General features: G+C 53.0%; 17 protein-coding genes and 1 tRNA gene. 7 read left to right on the top strand and 11 right to left on the bottom strand.

What is annotated here, in order from left to right; translation table 11 throughout:
* Positions 1–277 precede the first annotated feature (277 nt).
* A complete protein-coding gene (locus FCL49_RS11650) occupies positions 278–871 on the bottom strand; it encodes a tyrosine-type DNA invertase (protein ID WP_174353995.1) in 594 nt (197 codons plus the stop codon).
* Between the two features lie 348 nt (positions 872–1,219).
* On the opposite strand from FCL49_RS11650, the gene FCL49_RS11655 reads away from it, so the two are divergent.
* Positions 1,220–2,137, top strand: coding sequence for a bestrophin family protein (locus tag FCL49_RS11655; RefSeq protein WP_174353725.1), 918 nt, complete (start codon positions 1,220–1,222; stop codon positions 2,135–2,137).
* 16 nt (positions 2,138–2,153) lie between these two features.
* Here FCL49_RS11655 and nac read toward each other — a convergent pair whose 3' ends face one another.
* Both nac and FCL49_RS11665 read right to left on the bottom strand, forming a co-directional pair.
* Positions 2,154–3,077: a nitrogen assimilation transcriptional regulator NAC gene (gene nac, locus FCL49_RS11660; RefSeq protein WP_174353726.1), complete on the bottom strand. Its 924-nt coding sequence runs from the start codon at positions 3,075–3,077 to the stop codon at positions 2,154–2,156.
* A gap of 85 nt (positions 3,078–3,162) precedes the next feature.
* Complete coding sequence (locus FCL49_RS11665; RefSeq protein ID WP_174353727.1) at positions 3,163–3,420, bottom strand: hypothetical protein; 258 nt, start codon at positions 3,418–3,420, stop codon at positions 3,163–3,165.
* Between the two features lie 5 nt (positions 3,421–3,425).
* Here FCL49_RS11665 and FCL49_RS11670 point away from each other — a divergent pair.
* Positions 3,426–3,501: transfer RNA gene (locus FCL49_RS11670), tRNA-Asn, on the top strand.
* Positions 3,502–3,723: 222 nt separating this feature from the next.
* Here FCL49_RS11670 and FCL49_RS11675 read toward each other — a convergent pair.
* The 3 genes from FCL49_RS11675 to FCL49_RS11685 form a co-directional block, all read right to left on the bottom strand.
* Positions 3,724–6,813: an efflux RND transporter permease subunit gene (locus FCL49_RS11675; RefSeq protein WP_174353728.1), complete on the bottom strand. Its 3,090-nt coding sequence runs from the start codon at positions 6,811–6,813 to the stop codon at positions 3,724–3,726.
* Entirely contained in the window at positions 6,810–7,919 is a 1,110-nt protein-coding gene (locus tag FCL49_RS11680; RefSeq protein WP_174353729.1) for an efflux RND transporter periplasmic adaptor subunit, read from the bottom strand. Before FCL49_RS11680 ends, FCL49_RS11675 begins: the two co-directional genes overlap by 4 nt.
* A 75-nt stretch (positions 7,920–7,994) precedes the next feature.
* Entirely contained in the window at positions 7,995–8,609 is a 615-nt protein-coding gene (locus tag FCL49_RS11685) for a TetR/AcrR family transcriptional regulator (RefSeq protein ID WP_174353730.1), read from the bottom strand.
* A gap of 514 nt (positions 8,610–9,123) precedes the next feature.
* On the opposite strand from FCL49_RS11685, the gene FCL49_RS11690 reads away from it, so the two are divergent.
* The 3 genes from FCL49_RS11690 (at position 9,124) to FCL49_RS11700 (ending at position 12,720) form a co-directional block, all read left to right on the top strand.
* Positions 9,124–11,562 (top strand): penicillin acylase family protein, encoded by a 2,439-nt coding sequence (locus FCL49_RS11690; RefSeq protein WP_174353731.1) that lies wholly within the window; start codon positions 9,124–9,126, stop codon positions 11,560–11,562.
* Between the two features lie 243 nt (positions 11,563–11,805).
* Positions 11,806–12,102 (top strand): hypothetical protein, encoded by a 297-nt coding sequence (locus FCL49_RS11695; protein WP_135317190.1) that lies wholly within the window; start codon positions 11,806–11,808, stop codon positions 12,100–12,102.
* An 18-nt stretch (positions 12,103–12,120) separates the two neighbouring features.
* Positions 12,121–12,720, top strand: a complete 600-nt coding sequence (locus FCL49_RS11700; protein WP_174353732.1) for a hypothetical protein — start codon at positions 12,121–12,123, stop codon at positions 12,718–12,720.
* 67 nt (positions 12,721–12,787) lie between these two features.
* Here the strand turns inward: FCL49_RS11700 and FCL49_RS11705 are convergent, their stop codons facing one another.
* From FCL49_RS11705 to FCL49_RS11715, 3 genes are all read right to left on the bottom strand, one after another.
* Complete coding sequence (locus FCL49_RS11705; RefSeq protein ID WP_174353733.1) at positions 12,788–13,075, bottom strand: DUF2623 family protein; 288 nt, start codon at positions 13,073–13,075, stop codon at positions 12,788–12,790.
* A 152-nt stretch (positions 13,076–13,227) separates the two neighbouring features.
* Positions 13,228–13,815 carry a nitroreductase family protein gene (locus FCL49_RS11710; RefSeq protein WP_085117532.1) on the bottom strand — a complete coding sequence of 196 codons (588 nt, stop codon included), beginning with the start codon at positions 13,813–13,815 and terminating at the stop codon, positions 13,228–13,230.
* 87 nt (positions 13,816–13,902) lie between these two features.
* Positions 13,903–14,784 carry a LysR substrate-binding domain-containing protein gene (locus tag FCL49_RS11715; protein WP_174353734.1) on the bottom strand — a complete coding sequence of 294 codons (882 nt, stop codon included), beginning with the start codon at positions 14,782–14,784 and terminating at the stop codon, positions 13,903–13,905.
* A gap of 120 nt (positions 14,785–14,904) precedes the next feature.
* On the opposite strand from FCL49_RS11715, the gene FCL49_RS11720 reads away from it, so the two are divergent.
* Both FCL49_RS11720 and FCL49_RS11725 read left to right on the top strand, forming a co-directional pair.
* A complete protein-coding gene (locus FCL49_RS11720) occupies positions 14,905–15,540 on the top strand; it encodes a flavodoxin family protein (protein WP_174353735.1) in 636 nt (211 codons plus the stop codon).
* Positions 15,541–15,686: 146 nt separating this feature from the next.
* Positions 15,687–16,787, top strand: a complete 1,101-nt coding sequence (locus tag FCL49_RS11725) for a glycosyltransferase family 9 protein (protein WP_174353736.1) — start codon at positions 15,687–15,689, stop codon at positions 16,785–16,787.
* Here FCL49_RS11725 and FCL49_RS11730 read toward each other — a convergent pair.
* Entirely contained in the window at positions 16,773–17,939 is a 1,167-nt protein-coding gene (locus FCL49_RS11730; protein WP_174353737.1) for an O-antigen ligase family protein, read from the bottom strand. The genes FCL49_RS11725 and FCL49_RS11730 overlap by 15 nt on opposite strands.
* Positions 17,917–18,825, bottom strand: a complete 909-nt coding sequence (locus FCL49_RS11735; RefSeq protein WP_174353738.1) for a sugar glycosyltransferase — start codon at positions 18,823–18,825, stop codon at positions 17,917–17,919. The genes FCL49_RS11730 and FCL49_RS11735 overlap by 23 nt, the downstream gene beginning before the upstream one ends.
* Positions 18,826–19,052: the final 227 nt, after the last annotated feature.

Consider the following 19,052-nt stretch of genomic DNA (forward strand, 5'->3'; position numbering starts at 1 on the left):
TAATTCTTATTGAATTAATTATTTAGACTGATAACTCTAATAATATGGCGAATAAACCAACATAAGCGTTATTCAACCGGCAAGGACGTGGTGGGAAATGCGTTGGGGATCCGACAGGAGTAAAAAGAGTGCAAAAATAATCGTTATTTATCAAATGGGTACGATGATTGATTTACGAGGCTTGACAAAAGAAGGGGGCATTCTTAATATGGCGACACTTTGATACAAAATGACACATTTTTATTAAGGTAACCTACTGATTAATAATAACTTCCTGTTATTCCGCTTTCACTCTTGCCCTTAAATTTCTCGCCGCATTTCGGCTCCAAATCTCATTGAATCGCTGCGAATTGCTGGCGGTGTAGATCACCGTATGATTGATATTACGGTGGCCCAGATAATCCTGTATCAGCCGCGTATCTGCCCCCAAATCGGCCAGTGCAAACCCGCAGGCATGGCGTAGCATGTGCGGATGAGCGGTTACATCCACCCCGGCCAATCGGCCAAGACGTTTGAGCAGGCTGTACACTGCCTGCCTGCAAAGCGGCCCGCCCTTTTGCGACAAGAACAGCCAGGGGGCTGCGCGGTCGTCCAGGGTAAATCGGTGCGCCAGCCAGGCATGCAGATAGGGCAACTCCTCCGGCGTTAAAGGGTGGGTAGTGGAAAACCCGTTTTTAAGTCGCCGGACATAGACGATACCGGCCTCCAGATTAATGTCTGACAGCGTCAGACGAACCAGTTCACTGACCCGAAACCCGTGAATAAAACACATTTTTAACAGGCAGGCATCGCGTTGCGGATGTCGCCCTCGTGCTGCGGCGCGCAAGATTTTTTCAATCTCATTGCGGGTTAAATATTTACGTTGCTTCACCATAGCCTCACTTTACTAAACAGATTTATCTTCTCCTATATTGATGCCGAGCAGACAGTCTGACCGTAGGTCGCCTTCCCCCGCTCGCCGGGAGCATCCCGCGCCCACGCTATTACCATAGCCTAAGCGCCATCGGAAAATGTAATGAAAACGAAATAAAAATCTGAGGGTTATGGCAGGAAACAGTTCAATTTCGCTGCAGGATCCTTGCCGCCACAGGGCGTCAGGCTCAACCTTGCAGCTTCTGATCTACGGCGAAATTTTTAACTTTTACTCATCAGGGCGTTGATGATCGCGCTGCTAATCTGTTACAACAGCGGCTCTTATTCCCCAGTAATTACCACTCTTATGATTGTCAGACCTCAGCAACACTGGTTCAGACGGCTTTTCGTTTGGCACGGTTCGGTGCTCTCCAAAATTCTGTTTCGCCTTAGCCTTAACGTGGCGATGTCGATTGTCGCGGTGCTGTGTTTTCAGTGGTACGAACACCTGGGCGTCAAACTTACCCTGGCCCCGTTCAGCCTGCTGGGCGTGGCGATCGCTATCTTTCTCGGCTTTCGCAACAGCGTCAGCTATGCGCGTTTCACCGAGGCGCGGTTACTGTGGGGCGGGTTGTTAATTGTCCAACGTTCGCTGCTGCGGCAGATTAAAAGCCTGCTGCCGCAACAAGAGCAGGCGGCGCGTGAATTTGCCGCCCTGTTGATGGCCTTTAGCTACTGTCTGAAACACCAACTGCGCGGCAGCGATATCACCGAGGATCTGCAGCGCCTGCTGCCCAATGCCGACCTGCAGGCCATTAAAAACAGCGTCTCCCCCTGCAACCGACTGTTGTTGATGATGGGCCAATGGATCGGTGAGAAGCGGCAATCGGCTCAGTTGTCAGACGTACTTTTTCATAGCATCGATCAAAATCTCAACCGGCTATCCGAGATCCTCGGTGGCTGCGAACGCATTGCCAATACGCCGATCCCCTTTGCCTACAGCCTGATCGTTCACCGTACCGTCTATCTGTTCTGCACCCTGCTGCCTTTTGCGCTGGTGCCGGACCTGCACTATATGACGCCGCTGGTTTCGGTATTTATTTCCTACACCTTTATCTCGCTGGATTCCCTGGCTGAAGAACTGGAAGATCCGTTCGGCACCGCGGCCAACGATCTGCCGCTCAATGCCATGTGCAATGCGATTGAGATCAACCTGCGCGAAATGAATGACGAGACGGATTTACCCGTCGCCACCCGGCCGGACAGCCGTTACCAACTCAGCTAATCGAATCTGATCCGATTTATTGCACCAATGCCAGCACGCGTTTTTCCTGACTGCGGCTGGCAGCAATGGACAGCAGGATCTCCTTCACCACCAGCGCCGGGGCCGACAGAGATTGCTGGCCGGAAATGCACAGCGAAAGCGGCACGTTCAAGGAAGGGACATTGATACGCGCCATCCATGCCTTGGCCGGACCAATCATCGCGCGCGCCACCGACTCTGGCAAAATGGTGGCCCCCAAGCCACTGGCAATGGCCGCACTCAAGGTGCCAGGCGATTCAATTTCACCAATCACGTTGGCCGTTAACTTGCGTATTGCCATGGCTTCATCCACCTGGCTGCGCACCACGTCCCCCTCACGCGGCAGGAATAAATTCAGCCGTGCAACGTCCAGCAGCTCAACGCTGTTGCCAGGGTTTGGCACCGCACGCGTCGCCACCAGATAGAGATCTTCGCGCATTAACGCCGTGGCCTGTAAACCCGCGGGCATTTTAGCGCCGTAGATCACCGCCATATCCAGGTTCTGGTTGGCGACCTGGCCGGCCAGTGTCGAGCCAATGTTCTCATTCAAACTGAGCAAAATACCCGGATGTTGATCGCGTACCGCCTGCAACAGCGGCAACGCCAATTGTGATGCCAGGCTGCCCGGCGCCAGCCCGACAGAAACCTGCCCGCTTATCGCCTGCCCGGCACTATTGACCGCGCTTTGCGCCTGTTCACACTGGCGCAAAATGGTCTGGGCATGAGCATAGAGAATATTACCGGCTTCGGTAGGCTGTACCCCGCGCTTGGTGCGGATCAGCAACTGCTGTTTCAGTTCCCCTTCCAGCGTCGCCAATTGTTGGCTGAGGGCCGGTTGGGCGATATGCAGCACTTCTGCCGCCTGGGTCAGGCTGCCGATGTCGACGATTTTCACGAAATACTTAAGACGTCTGAAATTCATATTGCCTCCGTCATGCCACTTGGCTGGGTTGAGATAAACCAGAGCAAGATCCGGGCCAGACAGACGGAATAAGAGAAAGCATTCGCTAATTGACCGAAAAATAAGAAAAAATGATATTGGAGTCGGCAATAACGTCCCGCTCACCGGCGGAGAACCCCCAAAACCTGCACCAGCATAAAGCATGATGGCGAGGGTAAGTGGCAGGTCGTGAACCACTGCGCAGCAGTGCAGCAATAAAAGCCATAAAAAGCAGCAGGTTGAATAATCTTGCAGCAAACGAAACATCAAGGCGTTTTCTGACTTTACAAGCCTGAGCCACCCCGTTATTATTCGCCCCGTTCACACGATTCCTCTGTAGTTCAGTCGGTAGAACGGCGGACTGTTAATCCGTATGTCACTGGTTCGAGTCCAGTCAGAGGAGCCAACTTCTTGTTTTCATGCCGCTTTGCGAATCCCTTCGTCATTCAAATTCAATAGTACGCCATGGTCATCTTTTTCAGATTGCCGCTGCAACTGCCCCCTATTATCCGGTTCCTTAATTTCTCAGTCGATACTGGAAAAACCACAGACCATTTCCCAATGACAACGATCTGTGGTGAGACTAAGTGACAAGCACGCGGTTCATTCATTCTCGCCAGAAACAGACCTAGCTGGATGCGGGCCTTTCACTGTGCGGCTGATTGTCAGGCCGTATCCTGAACCAGATGGCATACATTGCCGGCAGAAAGACCAGCGTGATGATGGTGCCACCAAAGGTTCCGCCAATCAGGGTATAGGCCAGCGTTCCCCAGAACACCGAATGCGTCAGCGGGATAAACGCCAGAATGGCGGCCATTGCGGTGAGCAACACCGGTCTGGCTCGCTGCACCGTCGCCTCCACAACCGCATGGAATGGTGCCAACCCTTCCTGTTCGTTGTGATGGATCTGCCCTATCAGGATCAAGGTGTTACGCATCAGGATCCCCGATAACGCAATTAATCCTACCAGCGCATTGATGCCAAACGGCTGGTTGAAGAGCAGCAGCGTGGGCACTACCCCAATCAGCCCCAGTGGCGCGGTAAGGAATACCATTACCATCGCCGACATCGATCGCACCTGCAGGATAATAATCAACAGCGTCATGGCAATCATGATAGGGAACAGCGGTGCCATCGCCTGGGTCGCTTTGCCGGATTCTTCAATAGAACCCGCCTGCTCGATGCGGTATCCGGCCGGAAGCGTATCAATGACCGGCTGCAACGCCTTGATGATTGCCGTGGAGACATCCGGCGGCTGCAGATTTTCGGCAATGTCTCCCCGCACGGTAATGGTCGGGGTGCGATCGCGACGACGCAGAACAGGATCTTCCATTTGCACTTCAACCTTGCCAATCTGAGATAGCGGAATGCGCTGGCCGGAAGACCCTACCAAGGTAAAGCCGGCTATTTTTGCCGGATCAAGCCGGATATCTCCCGCCGCGCGCCCCATGACCTGCACCGAACGGATATCTTCACGCACCGAGGTGATCGGAACGCCTGAAAGCAGGAACTGAAGCTGCTGCGCGACCGCATTCGATGTCAGCCCTACCGCCTGCAGGCGGTCCTGATTGAGCGTGAAATGCAGTGCCGGCACCCGCGGCCCCCAGTCGGTGTTGACGGTCCTCATCATCGGGCTGGCCTGCATCACCCTTTCTACCTTGTCTGCAATTTCGCGCAGTTTGCTGGCATCCGGCCCCATGACACGGTAAGCCACCGGATAAGGTGAGTACGGGCCAAACACCAGTTGAGTCACGCGCACGCGCGCTTCAGGTGCCAGGCCGCTGGCTGCCGCTTCACGCAGTCTGAACTTAAGCGCCTCACGCGCTTCCTGACTGTCCGTCAGCACGACAATTTTCGCAAACGACGGATCGGGCAGCTCTGGCGCCATGGCCAGATAAAAGCGCGGCGATCCCTGCCCGATATAGGACGTAATGATTTTTGCCTCTTTCTGCTTTTTCAGCCAGGCTTCGATTTTCGCCGTGGTCGCGCTGGTCTGCTCAATGGCGGTGCCGTAAGGCATCTGGACTTCAACCAATACCTCAGGCCGATCGGAAGTGGGGAAAAACTGTTTTTTCACCAGCCCCATGCCGAGAATAGCGACAACAAAAACGGCAATCACGGTAGCGGCCACTATCCATTTTCGCGCGATAACGCGGGTCAGTACCCGGCGAAAGCGGTTGTAATGGCGGGTGTCGTAAATCGCCGCATGCCCTCCCTCCACCGTTTTGATTTTCGGTAGCATTTTCACCCCCAGATAAGGCGTAAACACCACCGCCACGACCCAGGAAGCAATCAGGGCAATCCCCACAATCCAAAACATGTTGCTGGTGTACTCGCCGGCGGTGGACTGGGCGAAACCGTTGGGCATAAAACCGACAGCGGTGACCAGCGTGCCTGCCAGCATCGGAGCGGCCGTGTGGCTCCAGGCATAGGCTGAGGCTTTGATGCGGTCGTAGCCCTCTTCCATTTTCACCACCATCATTTCGATGGCAATGATGGCATCATCAACCAGCAACCCGAGCGCCAGGATCAACGACCCCAGGGTAATGCGGTCAAAGTTTTTGCCGGAAGCCTCCATCACCACAAAAACGATAGCCAGCGTCAAGGGCACGGCGGCGGCGACCACCACGCCCACGCGCCATCCCATGCTGACAAAGCACACCACCATCACCACCAGCAGCGCGACAAAGAACTTGATCATAAACTCGTCAACGGCAGAGCTGATGTTGACTGATTGATCGGTGACCTTGGTCAGGTTCATGCCGAGCGGCATGCCCTCATTGATTTTGGCCGTTTCCGCATCCAGCGCCTTCCCCAGATCCAGGCCGTTCCAGCCGTCACGCATCACGATACCCAGCAGCAGCGCCGGTTCACTCTGGTTGCGGATCAGAAAGGTGGCTGGGTCTTCATAGCCACGCTCAACGGTTGCCACGTCAGAAAGCTGCAGGGTTCTGCCCTGGACAACAATGGGCGTTTTGCGGATTTTCTCCAGTTTGTCAAAGGCACCGTCAAGGCGGATAAAGACCTGCGGCCCTTGGGTGTCAATCGAACCTGCGGGCGTCAACACGTTCTGGCTGTTGAGGGCGGAGAAAATATCCTGAGGAGAAATGCCCAGCGTGGCCAGCCGGTCATGCGAGAACGAGACAAAGATGCGTTCGGCCTGTTCGCCGATGATATTGACCTTCTTGACCCCCGGCACATGCAAAAGACGCTGGCGCAAAGATTCTGCATCGCGCACCAGCAATCGCTGTGGCTCCCCTTTCGCCTTCAGCGCAAAGAGGGCAAAGGTCACGTCGGAGAATTCATCATTGACCATCGGCCCTATCACACCTGCCGGCAGGTTTTTAGCCTCATCACCGAGTTTCTTGCGCGCCTGATAGAATTCCTCCTGCACCTGTGCAGGCGGTGTGCTGTCCTGCAGTGACAGCATGGTAAAAGCCAGACCGGGACGCGTGTAGGTCTCGCTACGGTCATACCACTTGAGCTCCTGCATACGCTTTTCAAGCGGTTCAGCCACCTGATCCTGCATTTCCTGCGCGGTGGCACCAGGCCAGGCAGAAATAATCGTCATCTGCTTAACAGTGAAGGGGGGATCTTCGGCCCGCCCCAATTCGAAAAACGACAGAATACCCGCGACCGTAATCAGGAGAATAAGGAACAGTGTGATCGAGCGCTCACGAACGGCAAGCGCAGAAAGATTGAATCGCCCCTCGCTCATGGCCGGCTCCCGGCGATGCGGGTATCGCTCTGTTCAGCCAGACGTACGGCCTCGCCGTCATGCAGCAGATGCGCCCCCAGAGCGACTATCTGTTCTCCCGGCTTAAGGGAACCTGTCACCCTTGCAACATCGTCGCCCAATCCCAGCACCTGAACAGGCCGCCATGACACTTTGGCTGACTTACCCGAAATCTCCCAGACACCCGGCCCTTTGCCAGGATCATAGATTGCAGCCAAAGGCACCTGCATCATCTGGCCCGGTAATTGATCGTCAGTGATATGAAGCGTAACGGTGGATCCCAGAGGCGCGCTCGCCAGTGCCCCTTCCAGCACATATCTCGCCTCGAAGGTGCGAGTTACCGGATCGGCCGCATCGGAAAGGAGCCGCAGTTTCGCAGGGAGCGACTGTTTACCGTTACCGTACAACGTTGCCTCGGCCTCGCTTCCGATAGCCGGGCGTAGTGTCTCAGGCAACTGCACAATGGCCTCGCGCTGCCCTGCTCTGGCCAACCGGATAACCGGCTGCCCGGCACTGACAACCTGTCCGGGTTCAGCCAGCGTATCCATGACCACGCCGTCGGCGTCGGCCAGCAGCACGGCGTAGCCCGTCGCATTTTGTGCCACATTCGCCTGTGCCTGTGCAGCACTGAGTTCCGCTTTGGCGGTATCGGCTGCGGCCTTTATCTGATCGTAGGCCGATGCCGACACGGCCCCCGTAGCAACCAGACTGCGGTAACGCGCCTCATCAGCAGCAGTTTGTCTTGTCCGGGCCCTTGCAGCCGCGACGGCCTGTTGCTGAGCCTGTGCCTGCAGGCTCAGGTCAACCGGATCCAGACGCATCAATGGCTGGCCGCGTTTAACGGTCTGGCCGGCATCGACCAGACGTTCAAGGATTTTTCCTTGCACTCTAAAACCGAGGTCGCTTTGAGTTCGGGCGACAACCACGCCGGTAAATGCGCGGGAAGCATCGACAGCACTCACCACGGTCGCAGACCTTACCAGAGGAGGCTGAGTACGGGGATCTTCGGTGCTGGAGGAGTCACCGCAGGCCACAAGGGCAAGCGGCAACAGACAAACAGCAAGGGTGGCAGGATTAAGCCTGAGCATGGGTTACCTTAATTAATTTGGCAGGGCAGTAACCGCATTCTCAGACTAGTGACCAAAATTGTCAATAGTCACCACTCAGGGTGATAAACTTCTCAGTATCAGCGAGGACAGCAGCGCAGCCGCCGCAGATGCCGTTTCCAGATTGTATTGCAGCTGAACCGGATTGATGTAAGGCCGCATGACCAGATATATCGCATGTGCAGCCTCATCCAGCGGCGTTTTCCGTTCAAACTCCCCCGCCTGCCGCCCTTCTACAATGATTTGCTCAATCAGTTGTCGCAACCGTCCTTCATGGGCCTCTGCCGAAGGCCACTTGTCACGCGCAGCGACGGCAGCAATGTCATAAAGCTTGCGATCGTGAAAAAACAAATCACTGCCGGCTTCAGTCAGCGCTCTGAATAAACGCCGCAATTTTTCGGAGGCCGACGGTGCATCTGCAATTGCTGAATTGACAATCGCCATAATCATCGCCAACCGATTGGCACAGATCACCTCGCCGATCGCCTGCTTGGAATCGAAAAACTTATAGATATAAGATTTTGAAAATCCTATTGATTTAGCCAGTTCCGACACGGTGGTTTTCTCATAACCAAAATGCCCGAAATGCTCTGTGGCAGCTTCGACGACCTGATCGCGGACGCTGTGATCCGAGGGGCCCCTGAGGGGATGTTCATTTATATGTTTAGTCATTTTTCCAGCTTAGCTCAATGAGCCCTGATTGACAACGAGTGACCATTCGGTAATTAAGTCACCGCTCAGAATTGATCCAGAGAATATCAAAGCTCCCCCTAAACAAGACAGAATACGGGCCATATAGGGTTACAAGATACCTCAGATGACCGATATCACGGAAAGAACCAAACCATTCCGCTCACTCTCTTGTCTCGTCAGCCACCCTATTTAATTCATGATTTACTCTTAAAGATAAAAATTAAAATCAAGTATCCCTTCTACTCTCAATCAACCCCAGTCATCACCAACCCCCAACACACATCAGCAAATTAATAATTATATTAATGGCCAGCCCCATAAATAGAGCATTCCTTGAACAGTGACTTTGGACACACAAAACAACATTAAAGTTAAAATTATGTATCACTTTGTTGATTTTATGTAGCAAGCTAACTGAACTCTCACGGCAGGCTCGCCCTCCCTGAGCGAACAAACCACCGCCGCGATCACCACGAGTTAACGAGGAAACTGCATGAAATTGTTATTTCAACCGCGTTCTGCTTTGTTACTGGCCCTCGGCTTGGGCTGCAATCTGGTTATGGCCCAAACTTTTGCCGCCGATGTAACGATTAAACGAGACACTTATGGCACCCCTCATATTTACGCCAAAGAGGTTTACGGGCTGTTTTATGGCTATGGTTATGCCATCGCGCAGGACCGCCTATACCAGCTGGAAATGTCCCGGCGCAGTACTGAAGGGCGTGTCGCCGAAGTGTTGGGCAAAGACTACCTGTCGTTTGATATTGGTATCCGCCAGCAGTACTCCCCTGCCAAAATCAAAGCTCAACTGGCCGCGTTACCCCAGAGCGATCGCGATATTCTTGATGGCTATGCTCAGGGCATTAATGCATGGCTGAAGAAAATCGATGCCAATCCGCAGCAATTAATGCCAAAACAGTTTATTGACCATGATTTTAAACCGGCCCCCTGGACCGACTTCGATGTGGCCATGGTATTCATCGGATCCATGGTCAACCGATTCGGAGACTACAATACCGAGCTGGAAAACCAGCAATTGCTCGCCGGGCTGATAAAAAAGGATGGCGAGACGCAAGGCAAAGCGATATTTAACCTGCTGCTTTCTCAAGACAACCCCGGCTCACCTACCACCGTCCCCAAGGGCGAATGGCAGCCTTCGGTACGTAATGGGGCTTATGTTTCTGCCCCATCGGCGGCATCCACCCTGAACCATGCCGCTCTCCCGACAGAGGCAACGACCAATGAACAAACGCCTCGCTGGAAGCCACCGAAGGAAAAAGCCTTTAGTAACATCATCGTCCTGGGCTCCCGTAAAACCGACGGTGCCAAGAGCATTCTGCTAAACGGGCCTCAGTTCGGTTTCTATCAGCCTGCTTATACCTATTCTGTTGGGCTACATGGCGCGGGTTATGATGTGGTGGGAAACAGTCCATTTGGCTATCCGATGGTGGAGTTCGGCTACAACCGCGACATCAGTTGGGGAAGTACCTGGGGGGCCGGCGATAATGTCGACATATACCAGTTGAAATTGAACCCTAAAAACCCTGAAGAATACTTCTATCAGGGGAAATATCGCCCTCTGGAAAAACGCGTTGAGACCATCGCGGTGAAGAATGGCGAAACCCAACATTTGACGGTGTACCGAAGCGTGCAAGGTGCCGTCATCGACTACAATCCCAAGCAGGGTCTGGCCTATGCCAAACGTCGTGGCTGGGAAGGCGAGGAAGTCGCCACTTTAATGGCCTGGAATAAGGTCGGCAAAGCGAAAAACCATCAACAATGGCTCGATCAGGTCCAGCATTCCGCCATTAACGTCAACTGGTACTACGCCGATAATAAAGGCAACATCGGTTATGCCCTGGGCGGACGTTATCCAATACGCCTTAAGGGGCACGATAACCGGCTGCCTATGCCGGGTGACGGCAGCTCCGAATGGCAAGGTTTTATGCCATTTGCCACCAATCCTCAGGTCTACAATCCCAAAACGGGTTACATCGCCAACTGGAACAATCGCCCTGCGGAAGGCTTCCCCAACCCGGACGAATGGTGGTACTCCTGGAATACCGCCGACCGTATCCAGTCGTTATTCACCCGCATTGATAGTCAGCCGCGTTTTACCCCCACGCAGTTATGGGATTTGCTGATGGACGTCGCGTTTGAAGATCCTAACGCGCGCTTTTTTGTGCCCCGCCTGGTCAAGGTCGCCGGCAAAAGCGATAACCTGCAACTGCGCGAAGCTGCCGCCATCCTCGGCAAGTGGGACTATGAGGAACGGGATCTGAATAACGACGGTTATTACGATACCCCGGCGACCCCCATCTTCCGTGCCTGGCTGCAACATATGCTGACTCTGTCACTGGGCGGAATATTGCCTGCGGAACAGGCTTCGTGGTTCCTTGATCCCGGCTACATGACACCGGGAGAAAGCACCACGGGCAGCCAGAATATTTCGGTGGGTACCAAAATTCTTTATCAGGGCATGACCGCCGGCAGCAAGACCTCGGGGTTTGATATCTTCAAAGGCAGAGACGTCGATGGCCTGATGATGGAAGCGCTGCAGCTCGCCGTTAACGATCTGAATAAAGCGCAAGGCGAGAAGATGACTGCGTGGCATACCAAGGTGTCAAACACCACTTATCAAACCAAAAACTTCCTGAACGTTCCGCAAGCAGGCTCAGACGAACACATTCAGAATCGTCTTGCCATGAACCGCGGGACCGAAAATGACATGGTGGTCTTTACCCATAAAGGGGTCACCGGCGTCGAGGTCACTCCTCCTGGCCAGTCCGGTTTTATCGCTCCAGACGGGAAACGCTCAAAACACTTTGACGATCAGCTGTCATTGTTCGGTGATTTGAAAAACAAACGTACATGGCTCAGCGACAATGATGTCCAGGCCAATTCGGTCTCTCAGGAAACCATCCGTTATTAAAGCCTGATAGTGTTTGAAGCCCAGTTTATGGTTGAACTGGGCTGTCGTTGCCCCTGAGGGTGGGTATGCAGGAAGGTGCCCGTTACATAAGTCTGCGAGGCATCCCGCCTTTTCATCTTTTTCTCCAGTTATTTCCCTACATTGCTTGGCTGCCCTGCCTCTTCCCTCAGTACACTTGGCTGCGATTAAATACTTCAGACAGCTTGCATGTACGTAGATAAGCGTACAGTATAGGGAGGTAAGATGGGATTCAGGGATGTAAAGCAACTCGCCATACGCTGTCTTCAGCAAGGCGCGTATGACCATGAGGTACGTGGCAATATCGATGTGAAAAATCTGTTTGCTACCGGCCAGGTTGATGAAAACTGGGTGATTGAACTTATCAAGAAAACGGGCGGAGATGCATATCAGTGCTGCCCACATCATCAGGACGCCACTACTGATGTTCATATTCTTCGCCCCTGGAAGTCAGGTTGCTATTGGTACGTGAAATTTTATTTCATAGAACCCGACATCATCTTTATCAGCGTGCATCAATAACTCAGCAAGGAGCTCACAATGAGAATTGTTAAAGAAGGTGATACGCGCAGCGTTCTGTGCCAAAACTGCGGCCGAACAATGGCAACCTATCGTTTACGCGATGTGGATTTCAGCGATCGCCGCGGCACAGTGAGGAATATTTTAGCCGCCGTCTGCAACCAGTGTGATGCGGTGGTTAGCGTTCCTGCCCAGTCCACACCGCGCATTAAAAGCGAGTTTGAGCAGGCTAAATCAGCACTGGAAGTGCGGGTTCCGGCGCACTATCTCGATATTTTGAACGTTGCCACGCAGAAAATAGATGATTCGCTGGATGAAAATTTTCATAAAACGCTGATCCTTTACTACCTCCATGCGCTCACCACCGGCCGCTATCAGCAGCAAGAACTGAAAACACTGTTAGGCAGCGAGTTGGCGAATGCCAAATCGTCGAAGCGCCTGTCGATGAAAGTCAGTCAAAAGCAACTGGCTGAATTAAATAGCATAATGGAACAGCAGAGCCTGACACGCAGCTCGGATGTGGTGAAAGCGGTGATCCTTAAAATTTACCAGGACCTGGTGCAGGAGAAAAACCTGGGGATATTGCCGGAGCTACGCAATGTCGCCGCCGCTGTTTCCTGAAGCTGACATTGTTCCAGTGACGAAGATGGCCTGAGTTCGTCAGGCCAGAAGATGGCCAGGCCTGGTTTTACTGTTCCCGGTTATATCCGGCGCAGAAAAATTTTTCGGCCAGACGATTAACGCCGCCAGAAAAGAACTCGCTCATCACTTCCCCATTGAGACTGTATGCCCGACACAGTAACCCAGCTTCGAATGCGGCCTGGTTTTCGTCGCCCAGGCTTTGGGCCAAATGATGTGCATAGCCCAGCACGAAACCACGTTTATAGTCACAACAAAACCGGGAAAGCTCCGAGGCCGGGCCAGCGTTCTGTGCGGCCAAGCCGGCCATCAGCCCCTTGCCGAAGTGATTGTTCATGACATCCCCTCTTTTAATAATCGATATATAAAATATTATATAACGATCATTGTGCTCATGGACATACTCACAAAGTTTTACCCTCATACCTGACGTATAAAAAAGCCCACAGAGGGAAACTCTGTGGGCTGGAAACCATCAAGACAGGATGATTACAGGGTAAAGTTCAGCCCTTCCACCACCGTCTGCTCCAGCGGCAAGCGCCCTGAAGGGATCTCTTTTTGCTGCAAGAACTCCGGCAGCAGGGATTTATCACCTGCTTTGCCGATCGCCACCATGCCGTGTACCTGGTAGTTGTCCGGCAGGTTTAACGCAGCCTTGATTTTGTCGTGATGAACACCGCCCATACAGTGGGTCAGCCAACCTTTCAGATGCGCCTGCAGCGCCAGGTTGGCCCAGGCAGCTCCGGCATCAAAGGCATGGCTCGGGTTACTGACTTCCTTCTCACCGTTCAGACTGGTGGTTTTGGAGATCACCACCACCAGCGCTGAGGCGTGCTGTGCCCAACCGCGATTGAATTCAATCAGGAAATCCAGATAGCTGTCCCAGCTGGCCGAACCGTGCTTGCTGTAGGCAAAACGCCACGGCTGAATGTTATAGGCCGAAGGTGACCAGCGGGCCGCTTCAAAGAAGCTCAGCAGGGTCTCATCGTCGATAGCATCATTTGCCAGCGCGCGCGGCGACCAACGTTCAATAAACTGTGCATCAATGGGGTAATCAGAAACTCTTGGCTGGCTCATGGACATCTCTCTCATGGGAAGGGAATAACAAAGTTATCTGATATTCCCATGTCTCACGCCAGAAAAACTTTTATTTTGTGCGGTGGCTCAGCGCAAGATCTCCAGTTGCAACCAGTCCAGAAACGCCCGTACCGGCGGGTGTCGCTCGCGACCAGGTACGCACTGCGCAGTATAAGCCGCACCCGGCACGCAAATTTCCGGCCGATAGGGTGCCAGCAACCCGTTACGTACCAGATCCGACACCATCACCGAACTGGCCAGCACCAGCCCCTGCCCGGCCACCGCCGCCTGCAAAGCATAATGCTCTTCATCATAAGCCCGCAACGCGCTACGCCGCTGCCACCAGTCGACTCCCGCAGCCTGACACCACTCGCGCCAACCGGTTTCATAAAGCGTGGAGTCATGCCAGTGAACGGTGATCAGCGTGGGCACTTGTTGCTCCGCGGCACACAAATCCGGGGCGCCATAGACGCCAAAACGCTCTTCCAGCCGCGCTGCCTGATGCAACTGCGGGTAGTCAGCGCTGCTGTAGCGAATGGCAATGTCCACGCTGGCGTCCTGCTGCAGGTCAATCACTTCACCACAGGCCTCCAGGCGTACCAGATAGTGCGGGTAGGCCTGATAAAAACGCCCCAGGCGCGGAACCAGCCACAACGCAGCAAAAGAATGAGTGACGGAAACACACAAGGAACCGGCACTGGGCACCGGTCGCAGAGCATCCAACGTGGTTGCCACATCGAGCAACGCAGCGTGCACTCCAGCGAACAAACGCTCGCCCTTGTGGGTTAGCCGCACGCCGCGCGGAACCCGATCGAACAAGGCAAAGCCCAGCTGCTGCTCAAGCGCCTTGATCTGATGCGATACCGCCGTCGGAGTGACCGCCAGCTCCAGTGCGGCCTGTTTAAAACTGCGCAGGCGGGCGGCGGATTCAAAGGTGCGCAATGCGGTAACCGGAAGCGTGGCAAACATGTACAAGTTCCATACGGATGAATTTAACTCATCCTGAAAGAATAGCCGTCATTTGTCACTTACGCTTTGAGCGCCGTAAATTGGCGATCGTATTCCCATGATCAGCAAACGGAGAGTGACATGAATTCATCTCAGCAACCCAAAAGCCTTATTGTCCTGGTGGGCAGCCCACGGCGTGACGGCAACAGTGCAGCATTGGCGCAGGCCGTGATGTCAGGGGCCGCCGAGGCGGGTACCGAAGCCAGCCTGCATTTTTTGGATGATTACATTAGCGGTTTTCTGGTGGACGGACGCCATGCCGAGCCCCCTGCCGACCGCTATGGCGAACTGTTTCTGGAGCACTTCTTGCCGGCGGATGGGGTGGTATTTTGCACCCCGTTATACTGGTACGGCATGTCGGCGCAAACCAAAGCCTTTTTCGATCGCTCTTTCAGCTATTACTCCAACGCCTACCCTGATGCCGAACAGGTACATCAGCGAATGAGTGGCAAACGCATCGGGCTGACGGTGGCCTCGGAGGAAACCTACCCCGGCGGAGCTATGGGGATCGTGCATCAAATTCAGGAATTCAGCCGTTACTCGCATTGCGAGTTCGTCGGGATGGTTCAGGGGGCAGGCAACAATCGGGGTGAAGTCAGCCGTGATCCCCGTAACCCGCTACAGGCCGCCCGCGATCTGGGCCGTGAAATTTTCACACGTCATTATTCTGATTACCGGATGGACACACCGCGCAGCACTCAGGTTTGGCAAGATTGACTCAGCAAATGGGGGGGCTCGCTGCCCCTTTATCAAGGTTGCGCAAGCATATGTAGCAAACTATTGCCGACCATTGGCCCGCCAGGACAAACATCATATGATGCAGATGCCAGACCGGCGCGCCAATTAACTCAAAGCGAAACAAGATGTCGAAACAGTGGAAAATAACAGCGGCCAACGCCTGCCTTCAGATGTACACCCGGTTGGGCGGCAACTTCCAGCAGAAAGCCAGTTTTAAGCCGGAGCTGGCCTTTGAACGCATCGTTATTTTTTCCACCACTGCCCTTGGCGATCTGATGTTTAATACGCCGGCCATTCGCGCGGTGCGCGAACGCTACCCCACGGCAAGTATCACCCTGATTTCCAGTCATAAAAATAAACAGCTGGTCGCGAACAGCCGTTACTTTAGTGATGTTATTTATTGGGATCATAAAGCCAAGGACATGCTCAGCATTATTCGCCAGCTGCGTAAACATAAGCCGCAACTGGCGATCATCCTGCACTCCAAATCCCCTTACGACGTGATTGTCGCCATTACTGCCGGTTGCCAATATGTGTTCAAGGATGCCTACGGCAACAAAGCCACCGGCATGGAGCCCTGGTTGAGCGGCGTGAGCCAAAGTACCGGCGGCCATTTAATTCAGCGCAAGCTGGATTTAGTGGCGCAGTTGGGCTGCAAGACCGACAACAGCGAAATGTTTATTCCCGTTGAGTTTGCGCCGATTAGCAAAACCGCGGATAAAATCCCGATCGGTTTTCAAATGGGCGCTTCTGAAACGCTGCGTTGCTGGCCCGTCGGTCAGTTTATTCGCCTGGCAAAACTGTTGCTGGCGCAGTCGCCACATCACCAAATCGAATTAATCGGCTCGCCAAAAGAGCTGTCTATAGAGCGAGAATTTATCGCGGGGCTGACAGACGCCGAACGGCAACGCGTGGTCAGCCATATCGGCAAAACCACCCTGCCACAACTGCTGGCAGTGATGTCAAACCTGCAGGTATTGGTCACTGGCGACACCGGCCCATTGCATCTGGCCATTGCCCTGAAAACTCCGACCATCAGCCTGTTTGTCACCGCCAATCCGCAGCACACCGGCCCTTATCAAAATCGCGACCTGCATCAGGTAATGAACGTGTCGGTTGATGCACTAACACTCACTACGGCTCAGCGCCGCCAACCCCTCAGCATCATCACTGAAAATCAGGTGTTTGAAAAAGTGACGAGCGCGTTGGCACTAACGCGCCATTGAAGTGGGTTGGGCGAACACCATCGCCAATGGGAACCAGAACAGGTACCAAAATTCGGCCGGGTTAGCGATGACAAACATGCCCTGCGAGCAGTAGAAGATCAGCATAAACAGGTATAACGCCGCCTCCAGTCGTCGCCCGGCCTTAAGGTGAACCACGGCAAGCCGCGCGCCAAACGCCAGCAGCGCGATGAACAGGCAAAAACCCACCAGCCCGCCTTTGAGCAACGCGCCCAGATACAGGCTGTGAGTAGTATGAATAAACTCGCCGGTATAGTTGGTAAAAGTCAGCTCTCTATCAAATCCATAGCCAAAAAACGGCGCCTGTTCTATCAACGAGAAACTGTGTCGCCAAATGCTCATCCGCACAAAGCTCTGCTGATACAGCTGGGTAAAACGCGTTATCAGCATTTCACCAATGGACGACCATAGCACTACGCCTGCGGTAAATATCATCACGGCCACAATGAGCATTGCCGACTTTTTATTGAGCGCCCGGTAAGATGTGGTTAACGCCAGCGCCGCCAATACGGCAATTAGCGGCCCGCGGCTTTGTGTCAGTACCATAAAGGCAAAAAGCAGCGGGATCGCCAGCAGGACCTTTTTCTGTTGAGTATCCCGATAAACCATCAGGCTTAAAATAATGCCCAGCGCGGCATAACCGGCAAGATCAATGACATTGCGCGGGCCGGGGTTAATGTCCGAAGTCTCTCTGAGGGTATAAATTTGGTGATAATCACCCCATGCCAGATACAGACATAGCAAGGTGATACCGGCAATTACGGCGCAAAGTAACAGATTGCGGCGAGGGCTATCCAACACCGAGACCAACAGGCCGAGATAAATCAGAATATAAGCACTGTGCGTCAGGGCAGACAGCGCATCCTCCGGCGTCCCCCCCCAGAAATTACTGGCCGAGTAGTACGCCAGAAAATACGCCGCCAACGCGATTCCGATGAGTGCAGCACGCCTGCCAAACCAGGCCTGACGAAACGCAGGTCGGGTGGCCAGCGTCAGCAGGAAAAAAACCGCCGAGATATGGAATAGATTGTTCACCCTGGTATAGCCGCAAAAAATGGCGCTAAAAAAGGAGAAGCTCAGGAAGGCGTACAGATAAATCAGTGCAGTGATATCAGCTTTCTTTGAAAAGAACATGACAGTCAACCTTTTCAAAAATGCTGGTATCTATGGCGCTGGCTAATGAAAAATTCTTTATAGCGATATTGTTGATTTTCATTCTCTCACTCGCATGGCTAAAAGCCGGAATGATCATATCTTCGACCTTTTCGGGTAAATATGTCGGCAATTGGTTCTCTGGCGTTTCATAAAAGCGCGGCAAATCGAAGTTGTTCATATCCAGCCCGGCAATAAAGAGCTGTTTAAACCCCAGGAAGGACAGTATCTGAAAGGCCCAATAGACCACCGTGCCGGCGTCGAAGATGCCATGCCGAATATCATGACTAAAGGCGATGGATTTGCAGACAGGGGAAAAATGGACATCACAGTCGTGGCGGTAATGATCCCAGAGTGCCAGAGGGTTTATTTTGGGGCTATAAATCTTGAAAGCTGCATCTTCGATTACGGCGAACTGGCACTTCACACCGGCCAGCGTGAAGCGATCGATTATTTTCGCCACGCCGTGGACCGTAGTGAACAGGATTAAATCCGCCGCCAGAATGATCTCTTCTATAATGTCAGGGCGTTGATCGATAAATCCCATATCGACAATAACATAAAAGCGAAAACTCACCTTGGAGCTTAAATAATAAGCACCATTGACACCAAGAGCCGGCATTTCAGGAATATCGTCAAAGCAAATGGAATTCACCGACGGCCCAGTGGCCGTCAACAGTATTGGGCCCTGACAACTGTCTTTCAGTGCGGACAGCCCGACTATAGGAACACTCTTATATTTATAATGAAGTACGCTAATCTCTCCACTGGCTGCGCGTTCTATTTTCACATAGGGCCAGAGGTTTTCATTATGCCTGTAAGGGCGAGAATGAGAATAACGATATATCTGCTTAAAAAAACTTCCCATCGAGCCCATTTCCCATCAAAAATGCATCCACGTCAGCAAAGATTTATCTGATATAAATTAAATTCATTGATGGGCTGAGTATCGGAGCATTCTTGGCAGCGGGCAATTTATGCAATTTGAGTTCTTTGACATAATTACGACAAGAGTTATTTCAGTTTGTTAATAACGTTAAAAACATGACTAAAAAAGTAATTATTATCTTAAATTGCTTAGGGGCGAAAACTTTC

Origin of the sequence: Serratia proteamaculans, assembly GCF_013337185.1 — a bacterium.
Taxonomy (GTDB): domain Bacteria; phylum Pseudomonadota; class Gammaproteobacteria; order Enterobacterales; family Enterobacteriaceae; genus Serratia; species Serratia proteamaculans_D.

Excerpts from the sequence above, each read along its gene's own strand:
- FCL49_RS11720 (WP_174353735.1), top strand. The coding sequence starts at position 14,905 with ATGAATTCATCTCAGCAACCCAAAAGCCTTATTGTCCTGGTGGGCAGC.
- FCL49_RS11730 (WP_174353737.1), bottom strand. The coding sequence starts at position 17,939 with ATGTTCTTTTCAAAGAAAGCTGATATCACTGCACTGATTTATCTGTAC.
- FCL49_RS11675 (WP_174353728.1), bottom strand. The coding sequence starts at position 6,813 with ATGAGCGAGGGGCGATTCAATCTTTCTGCGCTTGCCGTTCGTGAGCGC.
- FCL49_RS11690 (WP_174353731.1), top strand. The coding sequence starts at position 9,124 with ATGAAATTGTTATTTCAACCGCGTTCTGCTTTGTTACTGGCCCTCGGC.
- FCL49_RS11735 (WP_174353738.1), bottom strand. The coding sequence starts at position 18,825 with ATGGGAAGTTTTTTTAAGCAGATATATCGTTATTCTCATTCTCGCCCT.
- FCL49_RS11700 (WP_174353732.1), top strand. The coding sequence starts at position 12,121 with ATGAGAATTGTTAAAGAAGGTGATACGCGCAGCGTTCTGTGCCAAAAC.
- FCL49_RS11655 (WP_174353725.1), top strand. The coding sequence starts at position 1,220 with ATGATTGTCAGACCTCAGCAACACTGGTTCAGACGGCTTTTCGTTTGG.
- FCL49_RS11715 (WP_174353734.1), bottom strand. The coding sequence starts at position 14,784 with ATGTTTGCCACGCTTCCGGTTACCGCATTGCGCACCTTTGAATCCGCC.
- FCL49_RS11680 (WP_174353729.1), bottom strand. The coding sequence starts at position 7,919 with ATGCTCAGGCTTAATCCTGCCACCCTTGCTGTTTGTCTGTTGCCGCTT.
- FCL49_RS11685 (WP_174353730.1), bottom strand. The coding sequence starts at position 8,609 with ATGACTAAACATATAAATGAACATCCCCTCAGGGGCCCCTCGGATCAC.
- FCL49_RS11695 (WP_135317190.1), top strand. The coding sequence starts at position 11,806 with ATGGGATTCAGGGATGTAAAGCAACTCGCCATACGCTGTCTTCAGCAA.
- nac (WP_174353726.1), bottom strand. The coding sequence starts at position 3,077 with ATGAATTTCAGACGTCTTAAGTATTTCGTGAAAATCGTCGACATCGGC.
- FCL49_RS11705 (WP_174353733.1), bottom strand. The coding sequence starts at position 13,075 with ATGAACAATCACTTCGGCAAGGGGCTGATGGCCGGCTTGGCCGCACAG.
- FCL49_RS11710 (WP_085117532.1), bottom strand. The coding sequence starts at position 13,815 with ATGAGCCAGCCAAGAGTTTCTGATTACCCCATTGATGCACAGTTTATT.
- FCL49_RS11725 (WP_174353736.1), top strand. The coding sequence starts at position 15,687 with ATGTCGAAACAGTGGAAAATAACAGCGGCCAACGCCTGCCTTCAGATG.